The sequence below is a fragment of the Sporosarcina sp. USHLN248 genome, assembly GCF_037144575.1.
Taxonomy (GTDB): domain Bacteria; phylum Bacillota; class Bacilli; order Bacillales_A; family Planococcaceae; genus Sporosarcina; species Sporosarcina contaminans.
Genome location: NZ_JBBCZC010000004.1, coordinates 111021 through 123678, shown reverse-complemented (window position 1 = coordinate 123678; position 12658 = coordinate 111021). Strand labels below are relative to the sequence as shown.

The 12658-nt window shown below is 40.7% G+C and carries 13 protein-coding genes; 3 read left to right on the top strand and 10 right to left on the bottom strand.

What is annotated here, in order from left to right:
- Positions 1–194: 194 nt before the first annotated feature.
- From tkt to yneA, 4 genes are all read right to left on the bottom strand, one after another.
- A complete protein-coding gene (tkt, locus tag WFH04_RS02905; RefSeq protein ID WP_336822554.1) occupies positions 195–2198 on the bottom strand; it encodes a transketolase in 2004 nt (667 codons plus the stop codon).
- Positions 2199–2317: 119 nt separating this feature from the next.
- Positions 2318–2551, bottom strand: coding sequence for a DUF896 domain-containing protein (locus WFH04_RS02900; protein WP_336822553.1), 234 nt, complete (start codon positions 2549–2551; stop codon positions 2318–2320).
- A 193-nt stretch (positions 2552–2744) separates the two neighbouring features.
- Positions 2745–3395, bottom strand: a complete 651-nt coding sequence (locus WFH04_RS02895; protein ID WP_336822552.1) for a YneB family resolvase-like protein — start codon at positions 3393–3395, stop codon at positions 2745–2747.
- Positions 3392–3700 (bottom strand): cell division suppressor protein YneA, encoded by a 309-nt coding sequence (yneA, locus tag WFH04_RS02890; RefSeq protein WP_336822551.1) that lies wholly within the window; start codon positions 3698–3700, stop codon positions 3392–3394. Before yneA ends, WFH04_RS02895 begins: the two co-directional genes overlap by 4 nt.
- Positions 3701–3898: 198 nt before the next feature.
- Here yneA and lexA point away from each other — a divergent pair, with 198 nt between their 5' ends.
- Positions 3899–4519 carry a transcriptional repressor LexA gene (gene lexA / locus WFH04_RS02885; protein WP_336822550.1) on the top strand — a complete coding sequence of 207 codons (621 nt, stop codon included), beginning with the start codon at positions 3899–3901 and terminating at the stop codon, positions 4517–4519.
- 339 nt (positions 4520–4858) lie between these two features.
- Positions 4859–5239 (top strand): dihydrofolate reductase family protein, encoded by a 381-nt coding sequence (locus WFH04_RS02880; protein WP_336822549.1) that lies wholly within the window; start codon positions 4859–4861, stop codon positions 5237–5239.
- Between the two features lie 80 nt (positions 5240–5319).
- Here the strand turns inward: WFH04_RS02880 and WFH04_RS02875 are convergent, their stop codons facing one another.
- Positions 5320–6582 (bottom strand): methionine gamma-lyase family protein, encoded by a 1263-nt coding sequence (locus tag WFH04_RS02875; RefSeq protein ID WP_336822548.1) that lies wholly within the window; start codon positions 6580–6582, stop codon positions 5320–5322.
- 143 nt (positions 6583–6725) lie between these two features.
- On the opposite strand from WFH04_RS02875, the gene WFH04_RS02870 reads away from it, so the two are divergent.
- Positions 6726–7322 (top strand): trimeric intracellular cation channel family protein, encoded by a 597-nt coding sequence (locus tag WFH04_RS02870; protein ID WP_336822547.1) that lies wholly within the window; start codon positions 6726–6728, stop codon positions 7320–7322.
- A gap of 49 nt (positions 7323–7371) precedes the next feature.
- Here the strand turns inward: WFH04_RS02870 and hfq are convergent, their stop codons facing one another.
- Genes hfq through glpK form a run of 5 tightly spaced genes read right to left on the bottom strand, consistent with a single transcriptional unit; the run spans position 7372 to position 12651 of the window.
- Positions 7372–7596, bottom strand: a complete 225-nt coding sequence (gene hfq / locus WFH04_RS02865; RefSeq protein ID WP_336822546.1) for an RNA chaperone Hfq — start codon at positions 7594–7596, stop codon at positions 7372–7374.
- 39 nt (positions 7597–7635) lie between these two features.
- Positions 7636–8586, bottom strand: coding sequence for a tRNA (adenosine(37)-N6)-dimethylallyltransferase MiaA (miaA, locus tag WFH04_RS02860; RefSeq protein ID WP_336822545.1), 951 nt, complete (start codon positions 8584–8586; stop codon positions 7636–7638).
- A complete protein-coding gene (locus tag WFH04_RS02855) occupies positions 8583–9497 on the bottom strand; it encodes an alpha/beta fold hydrolase (protein WP_336822544.1) in 915 nt (304 codons plus the stop codon). Before WFH04_RS02855 ends, miaA begins: the two co-directional genes overlap by 4 nt.
- 8 nt (positions 9498–9505) lie before the next feature.
- Complete coding sequence (locus tag WFH04_RS02850) at positions 9506–11140, bottom strand: glycerol-3-phosphate dehydrogenase/oxidase (RefSeq protein WP_336822543.1); 1635 nt, start codon at positions 11138–11140, stop codon at positions 9506–9508.
- A gap of 14 nt (positions 11141–11154) precedes the next feature.
- Positions 11155–12651: a glycerol kinase GlpK gene (gene glpK, locus WFH04_RS02845; RefSeq protein ID WP_336822542.1), complete on the bottom strand. Its 1497-nt coding sequence runs from the start codon at positions 12649–12651 to the stop codon at positions 11155–11157.
- Between the last annotated feature and the right edge of the window lie 7 nt (positions 12652–12658).

Genomic DNA, 12658 nt, shown 5'->3' with positions numbered 1-12658 from the left:
AATGGTGGAAACATTGAAGTATCTTTTATTGATGAGCTCATAAAAGACAATAGAACCGCATATGCCCAAAAACTACCGCAAAAAAACAAATATATAAGCATAAGCAACTCCCTATAACTCATAAATTGAAAAAGATTTTTTCATGAACCAAAAAACCACTTTGGAAATTGTTTTTTTCCAAAGTGGCCTCACAATCATTTATTTAACATTGTTTTTACTTTATTCATTACATTGTCTACAGTAAAGCCATACTCGGCAATCACTTTCGCTCCAGGGGCACTTGCACCAAATTGGTCGATGCCCATTGCCTCTCCTTCATCACCGATATATTTATGCCATCCTAGCGTTGAACCCATTTCAATGGATAGACGTTTTTTCACCGCTTTCGGTAATACGGACTCTTTGTACTGGTCATCTTGTTTATCGAATAAGTCCCAAGATGGCATAGAGACGACTGCAACGTCTATTCCTTCCGATAGAAGTTGCTTTTGTGCATCAACGGCTAAATTCACTTCTGAACCTGTCGCGATTAAAATCGCCTCAGCAACTTCACCTTTAGCTGGAGAAACAGTATAGGCGCCTTTACGAACTCCCTCTTTAGCTAATTCGCCTGTTGTCGGCAAGACTTGTAAGTTTTGGCGTGAAAGCACCAATACAGTCGGCCTATCTTTCGATTGAACAGCAATTTCCCAAGCGGCAGATGTCTCATTGCCATCCGCTGGTCTTATGACTGTCAACATAGGCATTGCACGCAATGAAGATAAATGCTCAATTGGCTCGTGAGTCGGTCCATCTTCGCCAACAGCAATGCTATCATGCGTAAATACATACGTCACTGGAAGTTCCATCAAAGCAGATAGTCTGATTGCAGGTCGGACGTAATCGCTGAACACGAAGAACGTACCGCCGAAAACATTCAATCCACCGTGGAGTGCCATACCGTTCAACGCTGTCCCCATTGCAAATTCACGAACACCGAACCATATATTGCGGCCTTCAGGGTTACCTGGAAGGAAATCTCCAGCACCTTTAATTGTCGTTTTGTTTGAGCCCGCTAAGTCAGCACTTCCTCCAAAAAGCGATGGAACCGTTTTGGCGATCGCATTGATTGCATCTCCTGAAGCGGAGCGCGTAGCAATCGATGCGCCAGCTTCATACGTCGGCAGATTTGACAAGTTTTCAGTAATTTCGTTATTGATGGCTGCATTGAGCTGTGAAAATAGTTCAGGATGCGCTTCTGCGTATCGGTCAAATAGGTCATTCCATTCCTTCTCCGATTTGACACCTAACTCCTCAATCGATTTCTTGAACGTGCTGTATACGTCTTCCGGCACGTGGAAATCCTCTTCGAAAGTCCATTTGTAATATTCTTTCGTCAATTTCATTTCATCTTCGCCAAGCGGCATACCGTGAGCATCCGCTTTGCCGGATCTGTTCGGAGATCCATAGCCGATGACAGTTTTCACTTCGATAATTGTTGGGCCGCCTTCATTAGTTTTGGCTTCATCGATTGCTTTCGAAATTTGGCCAACATTATTTCCATCTTCTACGCGAATATAATTCCAGCCGTAAGACTCAAAACGTTTTTGAATATTTTCTGTGAAAGCCATATTCAAATCGCCATCAAGAGAAATATCATTGCTGTCATATAGGACGATCAACTTATTCAACTGTAGATGGCCAGCTAAAGAAATCGCTTCGGCTGCTACGCCTTCCATTAAATCGCCGTCTCCACAAAGCGCATAAGTATAATGGTCGATCACAGGGAAATCCGGACGATTGTATGTTGCAGACAAATGTTTTTCTGCCATAGCCATTCCTACAGCCATGCCAATTCCTTGTCCTAATGGGCCAGTTGTTGCTTCAACGCCGACCGTATAGCCATACTCCGGATGTCCGGGTGTTTTAGAACCCCATTGTCTGAAGTTCTTGATTTCTTCCATTGGCAGGTCATAGCCGCTCAAGTGAAGCAAGCTGTATAGCAACATGGATCCATGTCCAGCAGAAAGAACAAATCTGTCCCGATTGAACCATTTCGGGTTGGATGGGTTATGGTGCATATGTTTTGTCCACAGCGTATACGCCATCGGAGCTGCACCCATCGGCAATCCAGGGTGACCTGAATTTGCTTTTTCAATTGCATCGATCGATAATGTTCGAATCGTATTAATCGCTAACTGTTCAATTTGTTCCGTCATTCTGAACATCCTTTCCCGTAACTTTCTCTAATAGTGAATAAATCGTATCCTATAATAGTGTAGTCAATATAGACAAGAATTACAATCCGCATCTCGGATATCATAAATGTCCCGCTCAATCAATTCAAATATTTTTTATTTTTTGCATCTTTAACTTTTTGAGGTGTAACATCATTTCCTTGTGGATCAAGCACTTTAACATTCTCAATTGTATTTCTCATAGAGGAACGGAATGATTCCAAATATTCTTTTCGTAATTTTGTTTGCTCTTTTGCTTCTTCGATTGACAATCCTATCGTTTTAGACTTTTTGGAAAGCTCATTGATACGGTTGATTTTATCTTGCGATAGCATAGTATTCCTCCAATTGTAATAAAACTTCATTTTTAGAACAAAAATTGCACAGCAATTGCATTCAATTGTAGAATGCGAAGAGTTCTGTATATAACACATTGCTTACTTCCAAGAGCACTATCTGATGGAAAAACGCTTTTACACTGAAACTCTACTATAGAAGGTATACAAAAAGAGCAGGAAGTGCAACCATTCAGCCTTCCTGCTCCATTTCATATTCTTTATAACGTCTATGTACAGTCGCTTTACTTATATGATGACCTAAACCTTTTAAAACGCTTGTAATTTCTTCATATGTGAGCCCTTTTTTACGCAATGAAACAATTTCTTCGATTGGCACTTCTATTCTTTCTCTTCCATCCATATTACCTTTGTTTTTTAAATTGTTTTCAGGTCTATAGCCTTCGCGCACTGCCCGTTTCATTCCTCTTCTAATTTTCGCGTTATGCAGTTTACGCTGATATTCCTCAACGATCGCCAATATTTCCAACAGCATTGTATCCATTTCGTTTAAAGCAATATTGCCGCTATCATGATTGGTAATAATCGATATGTTCGTTTTCGATAGCAAATGTAAAATGGCCACTCTCGCGTTCCCTCTACCTAATCTTGTTTCATCTTGTATTAAAACTGCGTCAATATTTTCAGTTTTGATGTAATCGAGCAGATCAAGTAATCCTTCTCGCTCAATATCATAACCGCTATGCTTGTCAGAAAATGTTTTCAAATGATGATACCCTAACTTCTGAGCAAGCGCTATAAGCTCTTCTTCCTGCCTTCTTAACGAAGGTTCCTGCGTGTTTTTTTCTGTACTGACTCTACAGTAAATGACACAATTTTTCATCGTTCCTCACCCGCCAATACTATAGCATTGGCATCGTAATTTGCATAGACTGGCAGCTTGAGCGTTTCTCCTGATTTAATCGTTGTTGAACTTAAATCGTTCATGTCTATTACTTTTCGTATCCATTGACGAGGCTCTTCATGTTCGGAAAAATGTTCGGCAAGCCCCCATAACGTATCCCCTTCGGAAATTGTAATTTCTACGAAGTCATTCGGTTGTGAATGCTTCATAACCCAAAAGAGAGTAAATGTAGAGCAGAGCAACATCATGAACAATATGTATCCGTATTTTTGTATGAACTTCATAAAAACCCCTCCAAGAATGTCTGTTCGGAATATTTGTTCCCATTATAGAACAGGCATTCCTATAAGTCAACAGTTTTTCTCGAACCTCTGTTTGCAAACCACTCGAACACCTGTTATACTCTTTTTAAGGAATAATCACGAATGTGGTTAAGAAACCACAAACTTCCTAAGACAACTTTTAATCGAGGGGTGAGAAAAATGAAAAAAATATCGAAAAGACAACAAGATATATTGACATTCATAAAAGAAGAAGTAAGGCAAAAAGGGTATCCCCCGTCCGTCCGTGAAATAGGAGAAGCAGTAGGACTAGCTTCAAGCTCTACAGTCCATGGACATTTAGCTCGCTTGGAAAGTAAAGGGTATATTCGTAGAGACCCTACAAAACCAAGAGCAATAGAAGTGTTAGACCCTGAAGGTCATGATGCACTCAAAGCGGGAGTTCTGCACGTTCCGCTTGTAGGGAAAGTAACCGCCGGCCTTCCAATCACTGCAATTGAAAATATCGAAGAGTATTTCCCGCTACCAGAAACTTACGGAACTTCTGATGACCACCTTTTCATGCTTGAAATAATGGGAGAAAGTATGATTGATGCAGGTATTTTGAACGGAGATTACGTCATCGTCAAACAACAACATACTGCCAATAATGGGGAGATTGTCGTTGCAATGACTGAAGAGGATGAAGCGACAGTAAAGCGATTCTTTAAAGAAAAAAACTATTTTAGATTGCAACCTGAAAACGAATCTATGGAACCAATTATCGTAGACAACGTTTCCATCTTAGGAAAAGTTGTTGGCGTATACCGACATATTCATTAATGTCTAGCTGCTTTCAACTGAACTTATCCATACATCTAAAGGGAGTGACACACGATTTCGTGACACTCCCTTTTGTTTAGAATTTTTCAAGAAAAATATTCGAATTTTGTCTGAAAACCTTTTAAAGTTCTTATTTATCAATCAAAGCCTCAGAGAACATTCTAAAAAAGAGTAAAGGAGAATTTAATGAGTAAAAATCGAAATGTGGTATTATTTATTGCTTCAAGTTTGGATGGATATATTGCTACTGAGGATGAGTCTCTAGAGTGACTTTTTAATGTCGAAGGTGAAGGTGATAATGGAATTACAGAATTTTACGACACTGTGGATACCATTTTAATGGGGAAAAGAACATACGATTGGATAATAAAGGAAAATTCAGGGGAGTTTCCATATAAGAACAAAGAATGCTACGTATTTTCAAGATCTATAATAGAAAATACGGAAGATGTAAAATTTGTAAATGGTAATATAAATCGTTTTGTCAACAAACTAAAAAGCCAAGAGGGAAAAAACATTTGGATTGTTGGTGGCGGAGAATTGTTGCTTTCCTTTATTGAGGAAATGTTAGTTGATGAAATGATTATAACAGTTGCCCCAACGATACTTGGCAAAGGTATTCCCCTATTCAGAGAAGGAAATCAACAATTAAATCTCTCTTTAAAAGGAATGCGGAGATTCAATCAATTTGCTGAACTCCGGTACAAAGTAATCAAATAAGGGCGCTTTAAAAAAAGAGAAACCTCGTAGTTGAGTGTTTCTCCTTTTAACGTGAGTTAAAGCTTTAATTATTAATAATATTATTTCACCATTTGCGATTTCAATAGTTGTTCCATAGAAGACATAACTGCCGCTTTTACGTGTTCATATGTCAAACCGCCTTGCACATATGCAGTATAAGGTGGTCGGATCGGTCCGTCTGCTGTCAATTCGATACTCGATCCTTGTATGAATGTTCCAGCAGCCATGATTACATCATCGGAATAGCCAGGCATATAGGATGGTTCAGGTGCATAATGAGCATTGATCGGAGAGTTTTCTTGAATCGTCTGGCAAAACGCGATCATCTGTTCAGCATTGCTGAAATTGACAGATTGAATCAAATCGGTGCGGAGATCTGCATAGTGCGGTGTCGTATTGAAGCCATAGCTTTCCAGTAAAGCAGCTGTAAATACTGCACCTTTCACCGACTGACTTACGACATGAGGAGCTAAGAAAAACCCTTGATACATTTCAAGAAGCATATCCAATGAAGCCCCCGCTTCCGAACCAATTCCCGGAGATGTCAATCGATATGCACACTTCTGAATCAAATCCGAACGCCCTGCGATATAACCTCCCGTACGTACTAACCCGCCGCCAGGATTCTTAATAAGAGATCCGGCCATAATATCAGCACCTACTTCTATCGGCTCTTTTGTTTCCACAAATTCACCATAGCAATTGTCCACAAAAACGATTAGATCCTCATTGATCTCTTTAATGAACCTTACCATTTCCTCAATTTCTTCCACATGGAAAGAAGGTCGATCCGAGTAGCCTTTCGATCGTTGAATGCCGATCATTTTAGTACGTTGATTCACATGTTTTGAAACTTCTTCAAAATTGACAGAACCATCCTCCTTCAAATCAATATGTTTATACGTAATGCCATAATCATGCAATGATCCTGTATCCTCACCGTTTCCTGTAACGATCGCTTCTAAAGTGTCGTATGGCTTACCTGTAATATATAGCAGCTCATCTCCCGGACGCAATAACCCAAAAAGACTTAACGAAATGGCATGCGTCCCTGAAATAATTTGGTTCCTAACTAAACATGCTTCCGCTCCGAACACGTCAGCATATACTTGTTCTAAGACATCCCTACCGCTATCATCATACCCATATCCTGTTGATCCTGTGAGATGAAAATCACTCACCTTATTTTTCCGGAAAGCGGATAATACCTTTCTCTGATTATAAAATGCAATCTCTTCGATACGCTTAAAATAGGGAGCAATTTTTTCTTCTACTTCCGAAGCTCGTAATGTCAGTTGCTCGCTATATTGAAATAGTTTCATCCGTAATTCCTCTTTCTTTTTATAGTCACCCTATTATCTTATCATAATAAATGGCGTTTGAAGCTCACAAAACAAAGAAGAGACTAACGTATTCGCCATTCATTTGCTACAATAATAGATGCTCTCAGAAAGGAGGCAGTTGTTTGGCTTGGGAAGTTTTTAGTTTCATCGGAACAGCAGCCTTTGCAATATCGGGCGCCCTCATAGCACTTGAAGAACAATATGATTTATTTGGCGTATATATTTTAGGGATGGTGACAGCGTTTGGCGGCGGTGCAATACGGAATGTCTTAATTGGCGCCCCCGTCTCTGTACTATGGGATCAAAATTTCCTATTTATTGTGGCGACCATTTCAATCCTTATCATTTTCTTTTTTTCGAAAATGCTATTAACTCATTGGAACAGATGGGGGACATATTTTGACGCTGTTGGGCTTGCAGCATTTGCAATTCAAGGTGCAATGTTAGCAGTCAAATATGAAAAATCATTGTTTGCTATTATGGTTGCAGCAGTATTGACAGGTGCTGGCGGCGGTGTCGTTAGAGATGTGTTAGCTGGTAGAAAACCGCTAATTTTCCAAAAGGATATTTATGCAGTATGGGCTGCAGTGGCCGGGCTTCTCGTCGGTCTCGGTTTACATAAGATAGATATCGCCTTATATATATTATTGATCGTAACAACAATGTTACGAATGCTTTCCTATCGTTTCCATTGGCGATTACCACAAGGGCCAAAATAATAAAGGCCGTATCAAGTCTCATTAAAGACTTGAATGCGGCCTTTCCTCATTACGCCTCGTCCTTCAACGTGACAGGTTTTGCTGGTACATACGTTGAAATCGCATGCTTATAAATCAATTGCTGCTTGCCATCCGACTCTAACAGGACGGTATAATTGTCATACGACTTAATGAGCCCTTTCAATTGGAATCCATTCAATAAAAAAACTGTAACAAACGTATTGTTCTTTCTTAATGAATTCAAAAAAACTTCTTGCATGTTTCCTTGTGCCATACACCCCATCCTCCTGTAGCTTCTATATTCTTTTGCTCTTTATCTATTATTCGAGATGTTCTGATCAAAATCCTTCAATATTGATAAAATTCCATTAATAATTATTTCACGATCTGTCAATGCATCAAACCAATGCACATCCAATTTATTTCGAAAATAGGTCATTTGCCTTTTTGCATAATTGCGGGTATTCTTTTTAATCAACGCCACTGCCTCATCAATTGTTAAAGTTCCTTCAAAATATTGATGAAGCTCCTTATAGCCAATTGCTTTGACAGATTGCACATTCCGGACACCGGCATCCCATAAACCCTTCGCTTCCTCCAATAAACCTTTTTCCATCATCGCATCGACCCGGCGATCAATTCTTTCATAAAGAAGTGCCCTCTCCAAATCAAGACCTACGATAAAGTGTTCATAGATTGGTATCTGACCTTTGCCATCCTCATGAGCATTTTTCGTTTTTCCAGTCACTTCGATGATTTCCAACGCCCTAATTAGACGCCTATGATTGTTCGGATGGATCTTTTCAGCGCTTTTCGGGTCAGCCTCCTGCAATTTCTCATATAACGCCTCTGGACCATTCTCAATTAGTTGACGTTCCAGCTTCAAACGAACTTCTTCATCTGATGCTTGTTCAGTAAACCGGAAATCATAGAGGACAGACTGTATATATAAACCTGTTCCTCCGACGATGATCGGTATTTTGCCTTTCACATGAATTGCATCGATTGCAGACCTTACATTCTCTTGATATTCCGCAACCGAAAAAGCCTCTGTCGCCTCTTTTATATCGAAAAGATAATGTGGAACCCCCTGTTTTTCTTCTTCAGTTATTTTAGCGGTGCCGATATTCAGTCCTTTATAGACTTGCATAGCATCTCCATTAATGATTTCTCCGCCAATTCTCTTAGACAAGTCAACGCTCAATGCCGTTTTCCCAGATGCTGTCGGACCGACTATGGCGATGACGAAAGGTGATGTAGTCATTTTCTCTCTATCCATTTCTTAATAAACTCAAAAACTTCTTGCCGATTCGTTTCGTGCAGCATTTCATGGCGCCCTCCAGCATAAAGCATGACAGTGACATCCTTCAATCCTGCTTGATCATATTGATCCGCTACTTTGTATATCCCTTTGCCAAATCCTCCTACAGGATCATCTTCTCCTGATAATAAAAGAATCGGCAAGTCTTTTGGCATATACTCTATGTTTTTCATCATATGGATTGTGCCAATTCCTTCAAATAGATTGATGAAAAATTGCGTCGTTGGCACGAAGCCGCAAAGCGGGTCTTCAATATATTTTCCGACGGACGCCTTATCTCTTGATAGCCAATCAAATGGTGTTTCAGCATTTTTAACAGTCTTGCTATAATTGCCAAAGACGAGCGAATTCAATAGTACATCAGGCTTGTCTGCACCACTCATTTTCCTTCTCAACATCGCTAGCGCTTTTCCTGCTTTACGGCTCCATTTTGGATCATTTCCAGTGCCCGAGCAAATAAGCATATCCAACTTATCTCCGAATAATTGTGCATAGCGGCGAGCAATGAATGACCCCATACTATGGCCGAATAAAATAAATCGGTTTGCAGGGATGATTGTTTTAAAATGCTCAATAATTTCATTTCCATCTTCTACAATACGATCAAACCCTATGTTATCGCCAAAATGCCCCAAATTTCCAGCTTTTAATGCGGTTTGTCCATGGCCTCTATGATCATGTCCTGAAACTGCATAACCGTTTGAGCATAAATATTCCATGAATGGCTCATAACGGCCGATATGTTCTGCCATACCGTGAAAAATATGCACATGTCCGATTAGCTCTTTTTTCGGTTTCATCCAAACAGCATGAATGGTACAGCCATCTGACATTCGTATATTGACTTCATTCAATCGTCCGCTCACTCCTTCCCTTCCGCTATCTGGATTTGGAAATCCAATTCAGTTGCATAGCGCTTCTTTTCCTCTTCAGAGTAAGAAAGAAGATTTGCCATATAATTGATAACAGCCTCTTTATATTGCTTTACATGATCAATTTCAAAATATAATGCACCTTTTCGGCGAATGAGGTAGTCTGCTGGTGTTACAACCGCTTCATAGTGGATTCCATACATAATTTCCGCTCTCCATGAAAGTGGCAAATCAGATTTTTCCACGGATAGGGCATGTGCATAGTTAAATAAAATATCAACGTTCGTACCATAAGTAGATGAAAGCTTTCGACCTTCCTCTTTCGACAGTGAAAAAAGTCCGGCCTCATTCGTTTTACTATCCAAGAAACTTTGGAAATGTTCCTCATTGTCAAACTCTCCACCCGATAACCGTAATTGCTCTGTCACACACGGGTTAAATGATTGCGATGGAAAACGATCGACAATACGGTCAACAACATGCTCAGCCATTTTTCGATAGCCTGTCAGTTTCCCCCCGGCAATTGTAAGAAGACCTGTATCCGCTTCCCAAATTTCATCTTTTCTTGAGATTTCGGAAGCATCTTTTCCTTCTTCATAGATTAGCGGCCTAACTCCCGCCCATGTCGACTCTACATCTTCTCTCTTCACTATCGTCGAAGGGAACATATAACGCAATGCTTCCAGCAAATAGTCAATATCCTCGGAAGTTGCAACCGGCCGTGCAGGATCGCCATCATAAAAAGTGTCAGTTGTTCCGATATAGGCCTTTTTCCCTCTTGGAATGGCGAAGATCATCCTACCATCAGGCGCATCGAAATAGACTGCTTGACGCAAAGGGAATTTTATCCGATCAATAACGATATGAACACCTTTCGTCAAACGCAAAGTTTTGTCGTTGGACATTTCGTCTTTTTTCCGTACTTCATCTACCCATGGGCCAGAAGCATTGACGACAACTGTCGCATCAATTGAAAACATTTCGCCATTCAGCATATCCTTTACAAGCGCACCAACAACCTTGCCGTTATAATAGTTGAATTGCTCCATCTTCGCGTAATTTAAACAGAGTGCCCCTTTTTGAACGGCTTTCTTCATTGTTTCAATTGTTAAACGTGCGTCATCTGTTCTATACTCCACATAATGCCCGCCGCCTAATAAGCCTTCTCTTTTCAATAACGGCTCCATTTCAAGTGTTTCCTCAGCAGTCAACATTTCACGACGTTCTTCTTTTCTCACACCAGCCAACTTATCGTAAACAAATAACCCGGCAGCTGTCGTCAATTTTCCGAAAGTGCCTCCTTTATGAAAAGGGAGCAGCATGCGTTCAGGTTCAGTTACATGTAGTGCGTTATGATAAACAATATCCCGTTCCTTGCCGGTTTCGGATACAATTTTCAATTCGAACTGCTTCAAGTACCGCAATCCTCCGTGAACTAATTTCGTCGATCGGCTGGAAGTTCCTGCTGCGAAATCTTGCATATCAATTAAAGCGACGGACAGCCCTCTCGTAACGGCATCCAGTGCAATTCCTGCCCCGGTAATTCCTCCACCGATCACCAATAGATCAAATTGGTAGTCGCGCATAAATTGTTTTACTTTTGGCCTTGTAATTGATGACAACATTGTACGCCCTCCTTCTAATCCATTTTAAAGACACGCGCCGCTTCCACTGCTTTTTTCCAACCTGCATAAAGTCCATCCCTTACACTGCAATCCATCGAAGGAGAGTATGTTTTTTCCTTGGACCATAATGCTTGGATTTCTTCCAACGAACTATAGAAATTCGTAGCAAGGCCAGCTAAATAGGCAGCTCCTAAAGCCGTCGTTTCCAAATAAGCGGATTGCTCCACATCAATTTGCAATAGATCGCTTTGAAATTGCATAAGAAAGGAGTTGGCAACCGCGCCACCATCAACTCGTAACACTTCAATTTTCTTTCCTGCATCCTTTTCCATCGTCATTAATACATCTTTCGACTGGTATGCCAAGGATTCTAATGTCGCACGAATGAAATGCTCTTTCTTCGTACCGCGGGTCAATCCGAAAACCGCTCCTCGTGTATCGGAATCCCAATAAGGGGTTCCAAGACCGACAAAAGCTGGGACGACATAAACACCATCAGTTGATGGAATGCGTTCCGCATACATTTCTGAGTCTTTAGCATGCTGCAACATTCGCATACCATCTCGTAACCATTGAATTGCTGAGCCCGCGATGAACACACTACCTTCCAATGCGTAAGTTACTTTCCCATTTAAACCGTAGGCTATCGTTGTCAATAAACCATTTTCAGATTGAATAGGTTGCTCCCCTGTATTCATTAACATGAAGCAGCCTGTTCCATAAGTATTTTTAGCCATACCCTCTTGAAAACATGCTTGGCCGAATAATGCGCATTGCTGATCCCCCGCCGCACCAGCAATTGGAACCGATGCACCAAAAAATACTGACGGATCGGTATGGGCATAAACTTCGGATGACATGCGGACTTCGGGAAGCATGCCCATCGGTATAGACAGCAAATCACAAAGCTCCTTATCCCATTTCAACTCATGGATATTAAATAGCATTGTCCTCGAAGCATTGGAATAATCCGTTACATGGACTTTGCCATTCGATAATTTCCATATTAAAAACGAGTCGATCGTTCCAAAAAGCAAATCGCCTTTTTCAGCTTTTTCTTTCGCGCCTTCCACATGGCTGAGGATCCATTTTAATTTAGTTGCTGAGAAGTATGGATCAAGTTGCAATCCTGTTTTATTGCGTATTGTTTCTTCATGCCCGCCATCTCGCAATTCATCGACGATTTGCTGTGTTTGCCTTGACTGCCAAACGATCGCGTGATAGACCGGCTGCCCTGTACGCTTATCCCAAACGACCGTCGTTTCTCGCTGATTAGTAATGCCGATGCCTGCAATGTCCTCAGGCTGGTAGCCTCCTTCTGTCAATACGGAAGCAATAACAGACAGTACTGATCCCCAAATTTCATTGGCGTTATGTTCAACCCAGCCAGGCTTCGGAAATAATTGAGTAAATTCTCGTTGTGAAGTTCGGACCATTTTTCCTTCTTTATCAAAAAGGATTGCTCTTGTGCTTGTCGTTCCTTGGTCAATCGATAGAATAAATTTCCCCACTCCATCT